Origin of the sequence: Bifidobacterium catenulatum PV20-2 (assembly GCF_000800455.1) — a bacterium.
Taxonomy (GTDB): Bacteria; Actinomycetota; Actinomycetes; order Actinomycetales; family Bifidobacteriaceae; genus Bifidobacterium; species Bifidobacterium kashiwanohense_A.
This window is the reverse complement of sequence record NZ_CP007456.1, coordinates 187,610-206,444: the sequence shown is the minus strand read 5'-3', so window position 1 is coordinate 206,444 and position 18,835 is coordinate 187,610. Positions and strand designations below refer to the sequence as shown.

Here is an 18,835-nt window from a genome sequence, read left to right as displayed (position 1 = left end):
CCTTTCCTTGGTTTCCGTAAGATTCGCAGTTGTTTCCGTGAGATTCGCGATTGTGCCGCGTTAATCGTCGAGATTCTTCTTCTGCTGCATGTTGCGCGGGTTTTTGGCGTCGTCGGGGCCGAAATCCTCGACTTTTTTCACTTCGAACAGTCGTGTCAGATCATCCACGCTTAACGCGTTGGACGCTCCGATCGATTCGTCGCTCATGGAATATTCGTCGTCTTCCGCGGCGACCTGCGGTGTCGGCTGTGCAGGCGCGGAGAATTGTTGGCTCCATGGATCGGCGTTCGGCTGGTTTTGCTGCGATGCCGCTTCCTGCCGAGGTGCGCGATGCTGGTGATTGGCATGCTTAGGGGCCGTTTCAGGTTCCACTGGAGCGGGCATGGGCTCCGCTGGCCCTGCCTGGACTGGCATGGGGGCACCCCAAGGATCGTCGTCCACCGGCGGTTGCTGCGATACCGGCGCTGGCACGGCCCAAGGGTCGACATTATCGCTGGTATCGGGAACGGCCACATGTTTCGCGTGTTGTTCCGGCGCTTTCACGTCGTTGACGCCGCTTGCGATTACCGATTGCGGTTGCATCTGTTGCGCTGGCATGGCCCATGGATCGTCATCCAGTTGCGGTGGGGCTACTGCGGCCTGCTGTGAGACCGCCCATGGATCGTTTTCAGCGGTTGCGTCCGCAACGGCTCGGTGAGCCTCCTCATCGTTAGAATCCCCTGCATTACCGCCATCCTCGGCTTTCTGCGCGCCCTCGACCGCCGGCTCTTTGCCGGAGGATTCAAGACTTGCGGCGGTGCCAAGATTCGCGGTCAGCAGCGTTGCGGATTTGAGTCGCTCCTGCGCCAGCTGCACGTTGATCTTGCTTTGCTCTTCCGGACTAAGCTTGCTCCACGGCACCGATTCGGAACCGTCCGCCAGCTTTTTGGCGGGGGCAAGCGTGACATTCGGGCCGAACACCTTGTGCACTTCGGCGCGGACGATTTTCACCACTTCGGTGGTTCCATCCACCGACTCTTTCGCCACGCCCTTGGCGAACGCGTATTTGCTGAGCGCCTTGTCGAATTTGATCCACAAGCTGTCGCCGCGCAACAGCACACGAGGCACTTTTTCGCGGTTCACATAACCGCGCACATCTTCAGGGAGCGCGGCCACCAAAGCATCCCACTTCTGGTCGGGGGTGCGATCGTCATGTACCGGAGCAGGTGCGGAAGTTGCCACAGGCACCGGCGTCGCGGCAGGCGCAGCGGCTGCAACGGAAGACGTCGCGCTCATCGCCTGCTGAACATCCGCAAGCATGGAAGCCACACCGGAAGCGACGGCGTCGGCGGGATTCATCGGCGCCACAGACGGCTGCACAGCCGGTTTCACAGGCGCGGAAGGAGCATCAATTGCCGACGCGGAATCCTGTGGCCGAGCACCGTCTGCACGTCTCGTCGTACCGCGGCGCGAGCCGGCCACGGATCCACGCAGCGATTCTGCAGCGGCGGAAGCCCCGGAATCGCCGGCAAAATCGGGCATACCGGAAGATGACGCAACGGCAGCCATCCCTTCCTCACGCCCAGCCAGCAAGCGCGCGGCAAGCAATTCCAGTCGCATGCGCGGCGAAATCGCACCGGTCATATTGGCAAGCGTCGCATTGATCGTGTCAGCCATCTGCGTCAGCGCGGATAATCCCAAAGCGGAAGCCTGACGACGCAAATCATCCATGTTCTCGGCGGCCGCATCGTCGGAAAGCACGCTTTCCGCGCGCGCTCCACCCAACGTGAGCACCAGCAAATCGCGCACGCGGGCAAGCAAATCTTCAACGAATCGACGGGGATCGAAACCGCCGACCACAACCTTCTGAATCACGCCATACAGTGCTTCGCCATTTTTGTCGGCAACGGCGTCGACGGCCTCGCCAATCAGGGCGTCGGGCGTGAAACCGAGCAACGCAACCGCGGAATCGTATGCGATGCTGCCGTCGACCGCACCAACCATGAGCTGGTCAAGCACAGAAAGGGTGTCTCGCACGGAACCGCCGCCGGCGCGCATGGCAAGGCGCAGCACGCCCGGCTCGGCCTCGATATGCTCGTCTTCGCAGATCTGCTCGAGGTACGGACCCATAACCTCCTGCGGCACCAGGCGGAACGGGTAATGGTGGGTGCGCGAACGGATGGTGCCAATCACCTTGTCTGGTTCGGTGGTGGCGAAGATGAACATCACATGCTCCGGCGGCTCCTCCACGATTTTCAGCAGCGCATTGAAGCCTTGCGGCGTGACCATGTGGGCCTCATCGAGAATGAAGATCTTGTAGCGGTCGCGGGCCGGTGCGAAACCAGCGCGCTCACGCAGTTCGCGGGCGTCGTCCACGCCGTTATGCGAGGCCGCGTCGATTTCCACCACATCGATGGAACCGGGGCCGCCCGTAGCGAGATCCTTGCAGCTTTCACATTCGCCGCACGGATGCGAGGTCGGACCTTTCGCACAGTTGACGCATCGCGCAAGAATGCGGGCGGAACTGGTTTTGCCACAACCTCGAGGGCCGGAGAACAGGTAGGCGTGCGTAAGCTTGTTCTCGTCGAGCGCGCGCATCAGCGGAACCGTGACCTGGTCCTGACCGATCACGCCGTCGAATGTGTCGGGACGATACCTTCTATAGAGTGCCAGTGCCATCGCAATTCCTTCCGCAGTAGTGCCACTAGGCTACCGATTAATTACGACACGTTTTTTTGCAAAGACCAGCTGCACAGCCTGCCCGTAACGGTGCAGCGCGTGTCCCTGGAGACAAGCATCGTGGCAACGTTTAAGCTGGGATTAACGACAGCGACACTACGAAATTGACGTCGCGTCAATTTCCGTTTTAGACTGGAGGCAGTCAAGAAATTGACAGAGTGTCAACATGTCGCGCAGGTGAGAGACGCCACTCGAGCGAAGGAGAGAGCCATGGACGGACAGCACAACGCTTCCGCGATGACAGTCGGAGACGCACGCCGTGCGCAAATCGTGCGCGCAGCCCACGAAATCTGCCTGGAAAAGGGCTTTTCTAAAGTCACCATCAGCGATATTGCGGGCCGCGTCGGCATGACCAGATCTCTCTTCTACCACTATTTCCAAGACAAAGATCAAGTCGCGGATGCCGTGCTTGACGACGTCATCGACGAAGTGATCACGCAATTGGAACAGTGGAACGCCAATCGAGAGGTCGGCAACATCTCGAAAGCACTCGACGACGTGGTGCGGCTGACCCGCTCCCTCATCACCGATGAGGGCCCGTTCAGCCAACGCATGATCGAAGACGGCAACGCGGGGCTGTACATCAAATTCATCGACCGCGTGGCCGATCGCATTGCGGAATACATCTGCAATTCGACAGTGCGCGATTTCGAAAAATTACATGGCATGCCCATCACCAACGAGCATGAGACGTTCTATACGCTCATCGTTGGCCTGATTTCGCTGATCAGACTGCACCCCGACATTGAAGACACCGTCATCAGGCAGGTCGCAGCACAGACGCTGCACCTGAACGAATACATGTAAAAGTAGGCTGCATCGGCTTTATGGCGCTCAAATGCAAGTGAGGCAAGATCGGCAAGTCCGAATGGTTCAAATGCTTCCCGTTCGCGCTCGTGGCCAATGTGCACGCACTACCGCGAGCGCTTCGCGTAGTAGGTGTCGGTTTTGCCAGTGACCGGATCACGGTGATCACGCTTGATGGCTTCCAGCACTTTCTCTTCGGTGTTGGCGGCCTGGCTTTCCGCCACGGCCGGCGGCACCAGCACACGCAACGCACGGTCTTGAACTACGACCTTGACAGGCAGGCGACCAACATATTCGCCGTCCGCCATCAAGACCGGCGGCTCATCGCCCTCCTGCGCGCGGGTGATTTCGATATCGCGCACACGCTTCCAGCCAAACACCTTGCATCCGAGGATCTTGCCACTGTAGGCACGCGCCACCGCATCCGCGCATTCGGCGACATTGGGCACATGGTCGAGCCACACCAAGTCAAGCAAACCATCAGAGAACCGCGAATACGGCGAGATCTCAATGCCTCCGCCGATATGCCGCGAATTGGCCACCGTGAGCAGCGGCGAGATAACGTCTTGCTCTTCCACCGTTCCATCGGCCAACGTAGCTTTGATGTGGTACCCGTACTGCTTCATATGGGTCAATTCCACAAGCACGGCCGCGAAATAACGCAACGAACCGTTCGGCAAACGAGAGTGGTTCGCACGGTCGTTGACGCTCGCATCCAAACCGCACGAGAGCATGCCCGCGTAGAAGCGATTGACCGCCGGACGCAATGGCATACCCGAATCGCTGACCAACTCATCACCGGTGCTGGAATCGACGGCATATCCGCCCTGCAACGACGTGGCCAGTCCCATATCCACGTCAATATGCGTGCCGCGCACGATCGCGCCGACAATGCCATCGACAGCGGTTTGAACACGATTGACCGGCAATTCAAGTCCACGCGCGAAATCGTTGCCGGAACCCGTCGCCACTATGCCGAGCGGTTTGCCGGAGCAGCCCACGGCATTGGCGCCAAGCGCGATCATGCCGTCACCGCCGACCACCACCAAGTAGTCATATTCGTTTCTACGGTTCCTGGCGTTCAGCAAAGAGTCTTCAAAACTCTCACCGGTCACATCGATAACGTTGAAACCATGCTTGCGCCCGGCTTCCCGCAGCAGACCGGTCACCTGATTGCCGACTTCGGTGCCCTTGCCTTTGTTCGACGTCGGATTGCCGACAACGGCAACGGTCGCATTCACATAGGACGTTTCGCTCATACTTCAGTACGATAATCGCGATTCGCGTCACACGCCACATGCGAACGGATTTCCAGACAAATGGCCACGTTTTGCGTGACGATTTTCCGCCATGAGACGCTTGTCCAGACGATGCTTATTCGCAGACAATCGGTCCCGCTCTCGACCGCTTGCTGACGTGGGATACGAATGGCACTTGCGTACCGACCTGCGCTTCGACCAGCACATCCTCACCTTCTATCGTGCAGGATCCGATCGTCGCATTATTACCGGAAATGGTACGTTCCGCCACGTAACAGGGGTCGGCAGAGCCTCCATATAGCGCGTTGGCCGCAGCCACCGACGCCAGGTCGGCCGCATTCTGCGCGCGATGCAGGCAAAGCAACAGATTGCCTGCCGACGCAACCGCACTCAACATGATGGCCGCCACCGCAATCAGTGCCACACCGGATATGGTTCCCGAACCTTCGTCGGATCGGCGAATCCAAGCAAGCCAATGTTTCACAAAGCGTTTCACATCTCTCATTCCTTTCTGATTCGCATCCATCGGACGCTCTCCAACAGTGTTTCACAGCATGTTTCACATGTCGTGCTTGCAAGTTCCCGAAACCGAAGACCCACGTATAGCCCACACCCCAGCAGCCCCGTATCACGCAAATGCAAGGCACAGGCGCTAGAAGTAGCGGGTCGCTTTGCCTGTGACTCGTGTGGGAAGCATGCCGGTTGGGTCAGGTATTACAGGGCATTGCACCGTAACGGTGACGGAATCCGCGTTACGGTCGAACCGTACCGTCGCCGAATCGCCGGCCGCAGCCACAGCGGCAGCCCTTGCTTTCGATTCGCCGCCGGCATCACCAACCGCAAAGGCCCGCGCACCGGCCGCAGCCGCATCCTGGCAGCTCATCGACACCACGGACGCGCGTCCCAGACACAACACCAAAATCGCCACCGCCGCCACACAGGGGAGCACCACCGCGAACTCCGCGGTGGCCGCTCCCTCATCGGCATCATCAGCATGGCGTTTCCACCACTGCCTCACCATGGGTCACCCGACGCTGAGTGCTTTCTTGATGATGTTGGTCAGCAGCGTTTTGACGGCATCGGATTTCATGATGCCCACCAAGACGGCGGCGAATCCGGTGGCGGCAACCAGCACCACCGCATATTCGGCGGTGGCGGCGCCTTCTTCCGGTTCGGCGGTCAGCGTGCGCATACGCGCATCCAACAGGCATATCGCCTTGTTAACCTGTCCCCGCATGGCATGCAGCCGTTGCCCTGCCCTGCCTATCAGGCCTGGCAAGCCATCGACATTGATTGGCGTTACGTTGTTCATGGCGTTCCTTTCGTTCGAACAACCCCGGCCGGACGGCCGAGTGCACCCAGTGTTGCGCATCATCACGCTTGCAGGAGCGTTTTTCCAGGGTTGTGGTCGGAGGATGTGAGTTATCCACACCCTCGGCGTGTCATCCACAGTTATCCACAAAACTCCGTGAATTATCGTCTCCCGACATTCCCCGCTTTTTCGTTGTCGTTGCGCAAACGCCGTCATTGCACAAACGACATGATGGATGGAATGATTCCAACCGCAATAAATGCGGGAAGAAAACACAATCCGGTCGGCAACAACAAACGAACCGACAATTTCGCCGCAGCCTGTTCGATCTGCGAGCGCTCGTCCCAATCCAATTGTTCGACGGCTGTTTCCAAGCGTTCCACTGGAGAGGCACCGCTGTGCCATGAGGAGGCGAACGCATCGCGTACTACCGCAAGATCGCCATCATCTGGCCACGCATCATCCCAGGAAACACCTTTGTTCAACTGTTCTCCGGCCGACCGCAGTCCTGCGCCGAATTCTCCTGCCGCAATATCTCCCACGGCAATCAGCGCACGTGGAACGGAAGATCCCTGTCGGATGGCGACGCCGAGCATCTCCAATATCAACGGCAGAGGAAGTTCCCGCATTCGCTCGGCGGGCGCAAGGTCGGAGGGCGCGCGAACCGGCCTCCACTGCTTCAGCCATATCGCCTCGGCCGCGCACGCCACCGCTGTCAGCATCCATAAGCCAGTCATCGCATGGCTCCTTTCATATCATCCTGCCGTATCAGCGCACGTATCCAGATAAGTCCGAACGTGTAGCAGCAGAGGGCAAATCCGAGGCATGCCAAGCCTTTGACCCCTGAAACAAGGAAGGCCAATGAGTGCGCACCCATGCCTTCTCCCAAGAGCACAGTGAGCAGCGGCAACGCCAGCAGGAGTTTCACCGTCGCCTTGGGCATGGCGAATGCGTTGGCACGCAAATCATCCAATAATCGTTGCCGTTTCAACGATTCAGCCACCGCCTGCAAGCATCGGCCGGTTTCGCATCCGAGCGTCAGGCTCAGCTGGCAGGCCGCATGCAACTCGCCGCTCAGCCGTTCGACTTGGCCGGATTGCCCGAATCTCCCGGATTGCTCGTTGGGCGGACATCGGCTGCGGATCACCATGGTTATGCGCAGTCTGGTGAGTTCAGCCGTGGCGAACGGCGTTCCTCCAAGTTCTTCGAACGCCTGCACCAATGTGGCTCCGCTACGCACGGAGGCTCGCAGAGACGCCACACATGCCATACATCCGATGGCGGGCAATGCGTTCGCCGACGCATTCAAGTCTTCGATTCCTTCGGGTTCCAATCCCTGCTTCCCGCCATGTTCCTTACTCCATCGCCCACCTGCGCACCCTGAACCATCCCCTGTTCGTTCACCCACATCGTACGTGTTTCGGCGTGGCCACAGCCATACGGCCAGTCCGAACAATATCGCGGCGATAACGCCAAGACTTCCCATCCATCCACCTCGATTCAACGACTCCATGCACGTACGAAATCGGGCCACTGCTGTGAGGCCAGCATTTGGCTGCCGTTCCATCCGGACAGCAGGTTTCCGCGCAATTTGCCTTCCGTAAATTCGAGCCGCCCTATTTGCGTGATGCGCCGACGGCCTCCCACCCGACTCACGTGTAGCACCACGTCGAATGCGTCTTGTGCAAGCGCCGCAGTGGCCTGCGGGCTCAACCCAGCAAGCAGCCCCAATGCCACCAGTCGCGAAGGGACCGCTGCTACTTGGTTGGCATGCAAAGTGGTCATACCTCCGCGATGCCCGGAATTCAGCGCACGCAACAGGTCCACAATTTCGCCGCCTCGGCATTCGCCCACCACAATGCGATCCGGCCGCATTCGCAATGTCGCGCATATCAATTGCGACAGTCCTATGGCACCTTTGCCTTCCATGTTGGCGTCTCGCGTCACCAGCGACACGCGATTGTCATGGTCGAGCATGCCGAGTTCGCGCACCTCTTCCACAGTGATGATGCGCTCCCCCGGCGCGCATCGCATAAGCATTGCCTTGAGCATCGTGGTTTTGCCGGCTCCGGTGCCACCGGTCACAAGCACGCTGGCCTTGCGTTCCACGAATCCTTCCAGCAAAGGCATCCATTTGCTTGGAAACATGCCGTTTTTCGCCAAGGATTCCAGACTGGGCGCAACCGCGTCCGGCAATCGTATGCTGATGGCCGCGCCTTGTGGAACGAGCGGTGCGATAACCGCGTGCACACGCACGCCTTCCACGGTGGAGGCATCGGCTATCGGGTATGCGTCGTCGAGTCTTCTGCCGAGCTGCGAACACAGTCGTACGGCGAAATCGCGTATGGCTTGCGGGTTGGCGAATGGCACACGCAATGCGTGCGGCCGCATTCCTTGGCCGCGATCCACCCATACGGTGCCGTCGCAGGTCACCGCAATGTCGGTGACGCCTGGTTCGGATGCGATATCGCTAAGCGGGCCGAGTTCCATGGTTGACGCTCTTTTCTCCCAATGCCTCCTGAATGAGATCAGCCAGCGTTGCGATTGCTTTTGCATTCGCACGATTGGGTTTGCGCAGTCCGAGCCCTTCCAACAGTTCGCTGCAGAGTTTGGCGTCCGTTGTGATGACCGCGGCGATATCGCAGTCGAGATATTCCGCCGCTTCCTCGGTCGCCGTCACACCATGGTCGCGTATGGTTCCGCGCGGTTGTATGCCTACAAGAAACTCCCGTTCCTGCGTTGCGGCATCGTGTTCCCCAATTGGATCGCTTGGATTGCGTTGCGATTGCATGTTCGCTTTGGCGCGGGCAAGGCCAAGTACTGTCATTTCGACCACGGTGATGCGGATGGCTTGTCGTAGTTCCATCAGATCTTGCAGTCCGTTCCATTGCCCCATGTCGACGATGACCGCACTTCGTACCTGCGATAGCGCGCGAATGCACGCCTGCACTTCCCAGGATTGCGGATTTTCGGTTTTCCAAGGATCGCAGGACAGCAGTGGCACGCCATCCCAGACTGGCAGCTCCCGCAGCAACGCCTTGCCGTCGATGGTGCCAAGCGGTGCGCTGATTTCCCCAAGTCGCGAGCCGTCCTCGTTTTCCACGCCGAGAAGCACGTCAAGGCCTCCGCCTTGCAGATCGGCATCGACAAGCACGCATTTGAGTCCACGCTCGTTCAGCTCACGAGCCAAAATGGCCGCCAGGGTGCTCGCTCCCACTCCCGCCACTACGGAGTCAACGATTACCACATTGCTCACATCGCAGCGTTGTTCTCGCACCGTACGGCCACGCTCGGCAACCATGTCGTACGTTCCAGGCATCGCGTCGACCGGTGTCGCTCCGCTTTGGACTAATCCAGGTGGCGTGTAAAACCGTTGCGGAGAGATGGTTCTACGCTGCGTCGGAGGCGCCGTTCTTGATGTGGCCGAGCTCACGACCGGCATCAGTCCGCCCGACGGCAACGGCACCGGAGGCATATTGGGAAAAGACGTTGCACTACTCATACCGTCGATTGAAAGGCCCCAATGCATACCATCGCAAGCCGAACCGGCCCTGTGGTCGGAGGACGCTAGTTATCCACAACCACGGCGTGTCATCCACAGCTATCCACAAAACATCAAATATCCACGCCCGTCGATTCCTTCCAGAAAACGGGACGGACGCATGCCACACACCTCAAAACAAAAAGGAAGACCCGCCGAAGCGGGCCTTCCTTGCAAGAACCTCGAAAGCAGAATCTCTGCACAACAACATCGTCGTAACGGTAAGTCTATCCAATGCCCGTCCAACGTAACGACCTATCTTGGCCATACACTCTTTGTGGGCTCTGCTCTTAAGTTGTTCTCGTACTTTGTAATTATGCTCAGCAATCCGGCAATCGCAAACCGAAACCGGCTGATGTTCCCTATTTATCGCAACTGTTGCTTTGCGATCGCAAGAATCACGAAAATGTTCCGTCATGTGCGAAACGCGCGGCGTGTTTGTTTGATTGCGTGCGTTTGTAGCAAAAATGCGGCGTGTCGACGCTTTATTTTGCATAATGAACGAACGAATGTTAACTCCTGCTAAATTTTGACACTTTTGGCGGCATTTCCAGCTACTTAAGGATAGAGTAGGAAAGTATGGCACAGATTTTTGACGCACCCTCGAAGGCGATCTTGCGCAGCCAGATAGCTGAGCATATCGCCGAGACCGATAAAAACGACAAGCGTGAGCTTCAGGCCGGCGAAGAGCCGTTGCCGAACGACCGCTTCTTCGACCGCGAGTTGAGCTGGCTGAAGTTCAACAAGCGCGTCCTCGAACTCGCTCAGGACGAGGACCTGCCGATCATCGAACGCGCAAGCTTCGCCGCAATCTTCGCGAACAACCTCGACGAGTTCTTCATGGTTCGCGTCGCAGGCCTGAAGCGCCGCATCGACACCGGCATCGCCGTGACGGCAGCCTCCGGATTGAGCCCAAGGCAGCAGCTGCGCGCCATCAGCGAGCAAGCACACCGTCTGCAGGACGAGCACGCGCACTACATGATCGATCACATTCTTCCCGACCTAGCGAAGGAACAGATCGTGCTTCTGAGCTGGGACAAGCTCACCGCAGCCGAACAGGAGCGCCTGTCTCGCTACTACCGTCAGCAGGTATTCCCTGTTCTGACGCCGCTCGCCGTGGACCCGGCCCATCCGTTCCCGTACATTTCCGGCGGTTCCATCAACCTCGCCGTGCTCGTGGAGAATCCGGCTTCCGGCAAGTCCCACTTCGCTCGCGTGAAGATTCCTGGAAACCTGAACCGTCTCGTGCCCGTCGACGACATGACCGACGACGATGCCACCAACGTGCGCTACGGCTTCATCACCATGGAGAACCTGATCATCGCGCATCTGGAATCCCTGTTCCCGGGCATGATCATCAAGGAAGCACGTTCCTTCCGCGTTACCCGTAACGAGGATATCGACGTGGAAGAGGATGATGCAGAGAACCTGCTCAACGCTATGGAGAAGGAGCTGCTGCGCCGTCGTTTCGGACCGCCGATCCGTCTTGAGATTTCCGACGAGACCAGCCCGTTCCTTTCCCAGCTGCTCGCCGACCAGCTGCGCGTCAGCGCCGATGAGGTATACCGCCTGCCGGCACCGCTCGATGCGACCGTGCTCTTCGAGCTTGGCGGCATCGACCGCCCGGACTTGAAGTACCGTTCGTTCGTACCGACCACTAATCGTCAGATTGCTGAGGTGGAGTCGTCCCGCGCGCAAGACATTTTTGCAGCGATTCGCGAACGCGATATCCTCCTGCATCACCCGTACGATTCGTTCTCTACCTCCGTTCAGGCGTTCCTAGCGCAGGCTGCGGCGGATCCGAAGGTGCTCGCCATCAAGCAGACGTTGTACCGTACGTCCAGCAACTCCCCGATCATCGACGCGCTCATCGACGCGGCGCATGCGGGCAAGCAGGTGCTGGCACTGGTCGAAATCAAGGCACGCTTCGACGAAGACGCCAACATCGCATGGGCGCGCAAGCTGGAACGCGCCGGCGTGCACGTGGTGTACGGCATCGTGGGCCTGAAGACCCACTGCAAGCTGAGCCTTGTGGTACGTCAGGAAGCCGACGGCCTGCGCCGCTACTGCCATGTGGGCACCGGTAACTACAACCCGAAGACCGCCCGTATCTACACCGATCTCGGCTTGCTGACCTGCGATCCGGTGGTCGGTCAGGATATGACTCGCCTGTTCAACCAGCTGTCCGGTTATGCTCCGAAGTCGAGCTTCCACCGCCTGCTGGTGGCGCCGCGTACCGTGCGTTCCGGCCTGATTCAGCGCATCCGCCGCGAAGAGGATGCCGCACGCGCAGGCAAGGAAGCATGGATTAAGATCAAGGTCAACTCCATCGTTGACGAGAAGACCATTGACGCGCTGTACCGCGCAAGCCAGGCCGGCGTGAAGATCGACATCGTGGAACGCGGCATCTGCGCGCTCAAGCCGGGTGTTCCGGGACTTTCCGAGAACATTCGCGTGCGTTCCATTCTGGGTCGTTTCCTCGAGCACAGCCGTATTTACGCATTCGCGAACTCCGATGGCCCGCAGATCGGTGAAGGCCCGGCCGCAGGTCCGGAAGTGTGGATCGGTTCCGCCGATCTGATGCACCGCAATCTCGACCGTCGAGTCGAAGCGCTGGTGCGCATCACCGCTCCGGAGCAGATCGACGAACTGATCAAGTACGTGGATCTGCAGATGGCCGATTCCACCACCTCGTGGCATATGGCAGCCGACGGCACCTACGTGCGCCATGCGAAGGATGAGGAGGGTCGCCCGCTAGTCGATTCCCAGGAATATCTCATCAAGAAGCATACACGCCGACCGGCAAGGCACTAAGTTTCGCGAAAATGGCCGATTCTGCAATTGCGGGATCGGCCATTTTCGTTGCGCAATCATGAACAATAACCACGCCTACCACTTACAATGAAAGATATGAGCGAGAACATGAGACGTGTCGTAGAAGCCGCCGGGGGTATTGTATGGCGGTGGAAAGCCGGTAGCGAAATCGCTGAAAATCCAGCAATTGCAGCACAGAAATCTCCAAAAGAACAACTCAACAGCATTGAAGTGTGCATCGTGCATCGACCAAAGTACGATGACTGGAGCTGGCCGAAAGGCAAACTCGAGCAGGGCGAATCGCATCGTCATGCCGCAGTGCGAGAAATCGGCGAGGAGACAGGCGTTTCCATCGCCCTCGGCCCGTATCTGTGCGAAGTCGAATATCCACTGTCCGAAGAAGGCAAGAAAACCCGGCATTCACACGATCGCACCGTCGACACCAAGCACACGTTGTATTGGATGGCGCAACCGATTTCCGGAGATGATGCGGAACATCTGCTTGACGCATTCGGCCCCGTGCATCGCGCGGACGTAGGCGAAATCAACGATATCGTATGGGTTTCCGTACGTGAAGCACGTAAAATCCTCACGCATTCCACCGATAAAGACACCCTCGCCATCTTCGTGGACCGTGTACAGGAGGGTGCCGCAACCGCGCAGAATCTGCTGATCGTGCGCCACGCCAAGGCTGAATCGCGCAAATCATGGAAAGGCACCGACGCGAACCGGCCGATCACTCCGAAAGGCGCGGCCGCAGCATTCGCACTCAACCGCGAACTCGCCTGCTACAACCCAACCCGCCTCGCAACCTCACCATGGCTGCGCTGCCAGGAAACACTGCAGGTGCTTAGCTGGCAGACCGAACGCCCGATGGAACACATCGACGCGCTCACGGAAGACGCCTTCGCCGAGCACCCGACCATCGCATGGCTGGCGTTCCTCAAGCAGATCCAACTCACGCTCGAAACCCGCGAAACCACGGCGATCTGCATGCACCGACCGGTAATCGGGGGCATGTTTGACCATCTGCGCGGACTGTGCGCCCGCAAAGCGCTCTCCAAGCAGCTCATCGCCAAAACGCCGTTCATGCCTACCGGCACCGCCGTAGCGCTGTTTATAATCGATACGCCGCAAGGTCCCAGCATTATCGATATTCAAAAGGTTTCGCCCATTGTCTACTAACATGCATTACGGTTCCGGCTCGGTTATTCCAAGCCGTTCCGCCGGTTTCACCAACACTGGATCGCCGCGTCCGGCCCGCCCGGGGCAGCTCGACCAGATGATGGCCGACAATATTGCGGGAGGTGCCGATCCGGCACAAATCAACGAGATGAGCCACACCTCGGCAGCCGCGCTGCTGGACCGCGTGCATCACACGCAGGACGCCGAACTCGTGGAGCGCGTGCTCACGCTGGTGGACCGCGAAGGCGTTGACGTAATCGCCGAATTATGGAACAAATCCGAGCCGGATTCGCTGCCGGGCATTCTATGGCGACTGTATGTGCTGCGCACGTGGATGCGGAAGAATCGTGAGTCGATCGCACGATTGTGGCGCGTCGGAGAACCGATTGCAACTACCGCTTCGGCAATTGCCGGAGTCGACCAAGCACCCACGGAAGATGACATTGCACACACCGCCGATTCGATTCTGGCGGGCGCATTCACCGGCGATTTCGCGATTGCGTTGGAACGTGCGGCGGCGTTCACCGACGTGGTTGCGTTGGGATTGCGCATTGAGGCACGAAATATGGCCTCACGCTTGGAGGCGGTGAATTCAGAGGCCGTGCAAGCGGAAAGCTCGGACGCCACGAAAAAGCAAGCACGCACGAAAGCGGCCCGCTTGATGCACACGGCCGGCAATCTGTTTGTCACCGCCAAGGATTTTCGTCATGGGGCGAATCTGTGGAGGCGAGGAAAACTGGAGTAGCGCAATCTGGAGTAATGCAATCCACTTCTCTTATCCCCTAATAAAAGTGCCGCACAGCAATCGCAATATCAATTCGCGACACGGCGTACCGTGCGGTCTGCAGCATCTGTAGAATAGAAATTCGCGCCGGGCCATGCATAGCCCCGGGCTCCATTTTTTGCCGCTGCGAGCGGCCTTTGCGCCGACAGGCGCTTTCGTGGTTCGGCGCTTTTCCTCTTCTTAAGTTTCGTTGCTTTTTTCATACGATTTTTCAGTTTCTTTCTTGGCTCCTTTCCCAGTTCCCGCGCTTTTCTTCGCAATCATGGACTACGCTTAGCAATCATGGATATTCATGTTTTGAACCACCCGCTGGTGGACCATAAGCTCACCGTTCTTCGAGATAAGAACACCCCGTCCTCCACGTTCCGCGAGCTCGTTTCCGAGCTCGTGATGCTTGAGGCTTACGAAGCCACCCGCGACATCGAAGTCGTGGACAAGCCGATCGAAACCCCCGTCGCTCCGATGGTAGGCAAGCACATCGCTTCCCCGGCGCCGATCATTGTGCCTGTGCTGCGCGCGGGACTGGGCATGCTTGACGGCATGACCAAGATGATTCCGTCCGCTGAAGTTGGCTTCCTCGGCATGAAGCGTGACGAGGAGAACCCGACCCAGCAGATCACGTATGCGAACCGTCTGCCCGACGATCTGAGCGGCCGTCAGTGCTTCCTGATCGACCCGATGCTCGCCACCGGCGGCACGCTGGTCGCAGCAACGCATTACCTGGCTGAACGTGGCGCGAAGGATGTTACCGCCGTGTGCATTCTGGGCGCTCCGGAAGGCTTGAAGTTCGTTGAGGAGAACCTCGATCCGTCCATCAAGTTCAAGCTGGTGCTGTGCGCCGTCGACGAGAAGCTCAACGACAAGTGCTACATCGTGCCCGGCTTGGGCGATGCCGGCGACCGTCTGTATGGCGTGATCGACTGACCGAATCAGAGTTCAACCGAATCGGCCCAATCAGTCAATCGAGTAAATCGAATAAAAAACGGCCTGCCACAACGCAAATCATGCGGCGGCAGGCCGAAATCATATGTAAAAACCTCTACTGCTCGTCGGGGACGAACGCTTCGAAAATGTGGTGGTCGAACCAGTCATCGCACTGGGCGAGCTCATCGCGGCTACGCACCGTCCACGACACGGGAACGGCACCCATGAAACGAGCCAACCGCACCTGCGGGCTGTTGCCACCATGCCAGTCGTAGGCGACGAAATCAGGGCGGGAAATCCAGTCGAAGATCAACGCACCGGCCGCATATTCCTTGGCGAGCGCGGCAGGATCAGACGGCTTCTCCTCCCCCTGCGGCCACCAGGAAAGCTGTCCACGGCACACTTCAGGACGGTTCTCCTTATACCAGTTGACGGCGGCCGGATTGAACGATTCGATCACATACGCGCCGGAATAGGCCTGCAGCAGTGCGTCGCCCTTTTCCATAAGCTCGACATCGCGCGGATTCCACTTGGAATTGTCATCGAACTTGTATTCGACAATCAGCGGCACACGACCGGCCACTACCTTGAGCACGTCGGCGAACAGCGGCACATGCTGGAAATACCCTGCCGGAGCACTGTCGGGGGTGGTGACCAGCGGCGGCTTCTCCAGCGAGCCCGACAACGGCGCGGCGACGGCGGCACCGGGGGCGTCGGTCGGAAACAGCGGGATGCGAGTCAACTCATCGTACGTGAGATCGGCGATACGGCGCGGATCTCCGGCGACGCGCATCAGATCGCCATCATGCACCACCACGATTTCGCCGTCGGCAGTCATCTGCAGATCAAGTTCAATGCCATAACCCGCCTCACAGGCCGCTGCGAATGCCGCGAGTGAATTTTCCGGAGCGATCGCCCCGGCTACACTAGGGCTGCCATAGCCCGCCTTCATGGCCATGCGACGTGCCAGCGCCACATATTCGCCGCTTTCGTTGGCGTACTGCGCGGTCAGACCGGAACCTGCGTCATGCAGACCGCGATGCGCATACCACACGTCGGGAATGGACGGCACATAGTTGCGGCGCTTGTCGGAGAAGGTACGCGGCGCGATCGCCCATACTGCGGCTCCTGCAGCGAGCGCACCGCCCACCAGCACTTTGTTAACGAATGATTTGGACATGGGCTTTCCTCCCTTACGCGGCCGTTCGCGCATTCTCTCGCGTTGGTTCGCACCGTTCGCGGCCATCGAATCTGTCTCTTCTGAGATTAGCCCATAAATCACAAAAAAGCCGTCATCTACGCAATACGCGATCGCCTGTTTGTTGAGCGTCCGTCATCTCCGATAACGTACGAAACCTATTGGCACTTTCGTGGTTCTGAGATATCGCCTACGAAGAAATAATCACGAACGTAAAAGAACTTATTACACTTGCCAGTTAGGCAGTGCCTTCAAATCCGAACTCGTTTATCCGCCCCCGTCGAAGCCAAAGCTGGACTCGCGGACACCTGATTGGGGCGTAGATAAGGCCCGAAGACCGCGTAGCGGTACCTTGAGTGCGTCAAGCACACATATTCAGCCCAGAGACCGGGGCTAAGAACCACAAGAGACTACCGTTTTTTGTTGGAACGTCCCTTGAAGTAAATATCGAATACAATCCAGACGGACAAAATGAACGCGATCACATATCCCATGAAACCGACGATCGGGATGCCGAAAATCACCGGCTTGATGCCCGCGTAGTACACGATCGACGAGCCGATGAACAATCCGACGACAATCAGCGCCATCGTAAGCCTGTTCACCATGTTGGCAAGCAGATGGATCGGTTCCTGCGAGCCGACCATCTCCATATTCACGCGCAATTGGCCGCGCGTAAGCATACGGGATGCCACTTTCAGCTCATTGGCAGCAGCGAGCAGACTGTGTAGAGCCTGATGACCTTCGATAACCAGCGATTTCGCCTCATCCTTGGCGAAATCCTTCTTCGACGTGCTTGCGGCGATATGGTCGGAGATGATCTGAATCATATTCACGTCTGGAATGAACTCGTCGAGCAGGCCTTCCAAAGTGACCAGCGCACGCCCGACCGTGGTGACGGTGCTCGGCACTTCAATGCCGTGTCGTTGCGCCATTTGTGTCAATGCGGTGAGCATGGCGGCGATATCCAGTTCGGCCAAATCCACTGTGCCGAATTCCTTGACGATCACGTCCAAGTCGGCCAATAACGCCGGATAATCCTCCGGATCGGCCTCGGCACCGGCGAAACGCAGCAGACCGTCGGCAAGCGCGGGCGAATCCTGTTTGGCGACGGCAAAGATCATGTCCTTCAGCACGGAACGGGTTTTGGCATTAAGCCGACCCGTCATGCCAAGGTCGAGCAGCACGATCTGCCCGCCGCGCACCATGATGTTACCCGGATGCGGATCCGCATGGAAGAAGCCTTCGTCAAGCACTTGCGTGGCATAGTTGTCCACAAGTTTGGTGCCTATCTCCTTCAGATCGTAGCCCGCTTCGATAAGTTCGTTGGGATGCGAAACGGAGATGCCCTCCACATAGTCCATGACCACCACATGCTCAGTGCACAGTTCCGGGTAGGGCTTCGGGCAGTCCATGTATTTGTAGCGTTCGCAGAATCGTTTGAATTCCGCCAAATTGCGGGTTTCAATCAAAAAGTCGGTTTCCGATTCGAAGGTGTCCCACAATTCCTCGACCACGCCGGAGAGATCGACCACTTGCGCACTGTGCATGGTTTTGGCGGCTATTCGTGCGATGGTGCGCATGATGGACACATCCTGTGCCATGGTTTCGCGCACTCCCGGCCGCTGTACTTTTACGGCCACGTCCTCGCCGGTGGAAAGTTTCGCGCGATGTACCTGCGCAAGACTCGCTGAGCCAAGCGGCGTGGCGTTGATATGTTCGAAGATCTCGCCAACAGGACGACCATATTCGTCCTCAAGCACCTGCAGTACCGTACCATACGGCATAGGATCGGCATCGGCGCGCAGTTTGGACAGCTCGTCGCAGAACGATTGGGGCAGGATTTCGGATCGCATGGATAGGATCTGTCCGACTTTCACGAAGGTCGGGCCGAGCGCTTCGAGCATGAGACGCATTTTGATGGGCGTCAGTCCGTGCACAATGTCGAACTGGTTGACGATTTGCGCAATTTGCGTAAGTCGTTTCAGTTTGCCGCGCCGCGTTAGATGGTAACGCTGCGAGAAGGAGTCTTTACGAGGGCCGAACAGTCCTATGATTTCGGGTTGCGTAAAGGAGGCGCTGTTCTGTTTGTGCGATTGTGGCATCCCCGTTTTTTCCGCGGATTTGGCTGCCGTCGCCGCCGCCGCGTCGGGCGAGGGGTCCGCCGTCGGATTGATCACCGCATTGACTCGGTCGGAGAGTGTGACCGGTTCCACGCTTTCGGGACGGGCCGCGTCCGGCTCGATTGGGGAATTCAAAGACATATCGCTGCTCGCAAACGTTGGTCGGATTA

At 58.4% G+C, this 18,835-nt stretch carries 16 protein-coding genes; 5 read left to right on the top strand and 11 right to left on the bottom strand.

Annotated elements, in window-relative coordinates:
- Positions 1-60: 60 nt before the first annotated feature.
- Positions 61-2,658, bottom strand: coding sequence for a DNA polymerase III subunit gamma/tau (gene dnaX / locus AH68_RS00775; RefSeq protein WP_039196742.1), 2,598 nt, complete (start codon positions 2,656-2,658; stop codon positions 61-63).
- Positions 2,659-2,928: 270 nt separating this feature from the next.
- On the opposite strand from dnaX, the gene AH68_RS00770 reads away from it, so the two are divergent.
- Positions 2,929-3,525: a TetR/AcrR family transcriptional regulator gene (locus AH68_RS00770; RefSeq protein ID WP_039196738.1), complete on the top strand. Its 597-nt coding sequence runs from the start codon at positions 2,929-2,931 to the stop codon at positions 3,523-3,525.
- Positions 3,526-3,632: 107 nt separating this feature from the next.
- On the opposite strand, the gene AH68_RS00765 is transcribed toward AH68_RS00770, so the two are convergent.
- The 8 genes from AH68_RS00765 to AH68_RS00730 form a co-directional block, all read right to left on the bottom strand.
- Complete coding sequence (locus tag AH68_RS00765) at positions 3,633-4,784, bottom strand: diacylglycerol/lipid kinase family protein (protein ID WP_039196735.1); 1,152 nt, start codon at positions 4,782-4,784, stop codon at positions 3,633-3,635.
- 115 nt (positions 4,785-4,899) lie between these two features.
- Positions 4,900-5,289, bottom strand: coding sequence for an Rv3654c family TadE-like protein (locus AH68_RS00760; protein ID WP_052189235.1), 390 nt, complete (start codon positions 5,287-5,289; stop codon positions 4,900-4,902).
- 147 nt (positions 5,290-5,436) lie between these two features.
- Entirely contained in the window at positions 5,437-5,805 is a 369-nt protein-coding gene (locus tag AH68_RS00755; RefSeq protein ID WP_039196734.1) for a TadE family type IV pilus minor pilin, read from the bottom strand.
- Between the two features lie 3 nt (positions 5,806-5,808).
- The gene (locus tag AH68_RS00750) at positions 5,809-6,096 is read right to left on the bottom strand and encodes a DUF4244 domain-containing protein (RefSeq protein ID WP_039196732.1); all 288 of its coding nucleotides are present in this window, start codon (positions 6,094-6,096) and stop codon (positions 5,809-5,811) included.
- A 212-nt stretch (positions 6,097-6,308) separates the two neighbouring features.
- Positions 6,309-6,833 (bottom strand): type II secretion system F family protein, encoded by a 525-nt coding sequence (locus tag AH68_RS00745; RefSeq protein WP_039196731.1) that lies wholly within the window; start codon positions 6,831-6,833, stop codon positions 6,309-6,311.
- A complete protein-coding gene (locus AH68_RS00740; protein WP_395947815.1) occupies positions 6,830-7,582 on the bottom strand; it encodes a hypothetical protein in 753 nt (250 codons plus the stop codon). Before AH68_RS00740 ends, AH68_RS00745 begins: the two co-directional genes overlap by 4 nt.
- Before the next feature lie 14 nt (positions 7,583-7,596).
- Positions 7,597-8,586 (bottom strand): TadA family conjugal transfer-associated ATPase, encoded by a 990-nt coding sequence (locus tag AH68_RS00735; RefSeq protein ID WP_039196728.1) that lies wholly within the window; start codon positions 8,584-8,586, stop codon positions 7,597-7,599.
- Positions 8,567-9,397, bottom strand: a complete 831-nt coding sequence (locus AH68_RS00730; RefSeq protein ID WP_039196727.1) for a P-loop NTPase — start codon at positions 9,395-9,397, stop codon at positions 8,567-8,569. The genes AH68_RS00735 and AH68_RS00730 overlap by 20 nt, the downstream gene beginning before the upstream one ends.
- A gap of 819 nt (positions 9,398-10,216) precedes the next feature.
- Here AH68_RS00730 and AH68_RS00725 point away from each other — a divergent pair.
- From AH68_RS00725 to upp, 4 genes are all read left to right on the top strand, one after another.
- Positions 10,217-12,451: an RNA degradosome polyphosphate kinase gene (locus tag AH68_RS00725; protein WP_004220317.1), complete on the top strand. Its 2,235-nt coding sequence runs from the start codon at positions 10,217-10,219 to the stop codon at positions 12,449-12,451.
- An 87-nt stretch (positions 12,452-12,538) separates the two neighbouring features.
- A complete protein-coding gene (locus tag AH68_RS00720) occupies positions 12,539-13,636 on the top strand; it encodes an NUDIX hydrolase (RefSeq protein ID WP_081995840.1) in 1,098 nt (365 codons plus the stop codon).
- Between the two features lies 1 nt (position 13,637).
- The gene (locus AH68_RS00715) at positions 13,638-14,381 is read left to right on the top strand and encodes a hypothetical protein (protein WP_039196724.1); all 744 of its coding nucleotides are present in this window, start codon (positions 13,638-13,640) and stop codon (positions 14,379-14,381) included.
- A 321-nt stretch (positions 14,382-14,702) separates the two neighbouring features.
- Complete coding sequence (upp, locus tag AH68_RS00710; protein WP_039196723.1) at positions 14,703-15,344, top strand: uracil phosphoribosyltransferase; 642 nt, start codon at positions 14,703-14,705, stop codon at positions 15,342-15,344.
- Between the two features lie 115 nt (positions 15,345-15,459).
- Here the strand turns inward: upp and AH68_RS00705 are convergent, their stop codons facing one another.
- Both AH68_RS00705 and AH68_RS00700 read right to left on the bottom strand, forming a co-directional pair.
- Positions 15,460-16,524 (bottom strand): glycerophosphodiester phosphodiesterase family protein, encoded by a 1,065-nt coding sequence (locus AH68_RS00705; RefSeq protein ID WP_039196721.1) that lies wholly within the window; start codon positions 16,522-16,524, stop codon positions 15,460-15,462.
- A 428-nt stretch (positions 16,525-16,952) separates the two neighbouring features.
- A complete protein-coding gene (locus AH68_RS00700; protein WP_039196720.1) occupies positions 16,953-18,806 on the bottom strand; it encodes an ABC1 kinase family protein in 1,854 nt (617 codons plus the stop codon).
- Positions 18,807-18,835: the final 29 nt, after the last annotated feature.

Coding starts and splice junctions, on each gene's coding strand:
- AH68_RS00760 (WP_052189235.1), bottom strand. CDS start 5,289: ATGAGAGATGTGAAACGCTTTGTGAAACATTGGCTTGCTTGGATTCGC.
- AH68_RS00715 (WP_039196724.1), top strand. CDS start 13,638: ATGCATTACGGTTCCGGCTCGGTTATTCCAAGCCGTTCCGCCGGTTTC.
- AH68_RS00755 (WP_039196734.1), bottom strand. CDS start 5,805: ATGGTGAGGCAGTGGTGGAAACGCCATGCTGATGATGCCGATGAGGGA.
- AH68_RS00730 (WP_039196727.1), bottom strand. CDS start 9,397: ATGGTTGCCGAGCGTGGCCGTACGGTGCGAGAACAACGCTGCGATGTG.
- AH68_RS00750 (WP_039196732.1), bottom strand. CDS start 6,096: ATGAACAACGTAACGCCAATCAATGTCGATGGCTTGCCAGGCCTGATA.
- AH68_RS00705 (WP_039196721.1), bottom strand. CDS start 16,524: ATGTCCAAATCATTCGTTAACAAAGTGCTGGTGGGCGGTGCGCTCGCT.
- AH68_RS00745 (WP_039196731.1), bottom strand. CDS start 6,833: ATGACTGGCTTATGGATGCTGACAGCGGTGGCGTGCGCGGCCGAGGCG.
- AH68_RS00765 (WP_039196735.1), bottom strand. CDS start 4,784: ATGAGCGAAACGTCCTATGTGAATGCGACCGTTGCCGTTGTCGGCAAT.
- AH68_RS00700 (WP_039196720.1), bottom strand. CDS start 18,806: ATGTCTTTGAATTCCCCAATCGAGCCGGACGCGGCCCGTCCCGAAAGC.
- dnaX (WP_039196742.1), bottom strand. CDS start 2,658: ATGGCACTGGCACTCTATAGAAGGTATCGTCCCGACACATTCGACGGC.
- AH68_RS00735 (WP_039196728.1), bottom strand. CDS start 8,586: ATGGAACTCGGCCCGCTTAGCGATATCGCATCCGAACCAGGCGTCACC.
- upp (WP_039196723.1), top strand. CDS start 14,703: ATGGATATTCATGTTTTGAACCACCCGCTGGTGGACCATAAGCTCACC.
- AH68_RS00725 (WP_004220317.1), top strand. CDS start 10,217: ATGGCACAGATTTTTGACGCACCCTCGAAGGCGATCTTGCGCAGCCAG.
- AH68_RS00770 (WP_039196738.1), top strand. CDS start 2,929: ATGGACGGACAGCACAACGCTTCCGCGATGACAGTCGGAGACGCACGC.
- AH68_RS00720 (WP_081995840.1), top strand. CDS start 12,539: ATGAAAGATATGAGCGAGAACATGAGACGTGTCGTAGAAGCCGCCGGG.
- AH68_RS00740 (WP_395947815.1), bottom strand. CDS start 7,582: ATGGGAAGTCTTGGCGTTATCGCCGCGATATTGTTCGGACTGGCCGTA.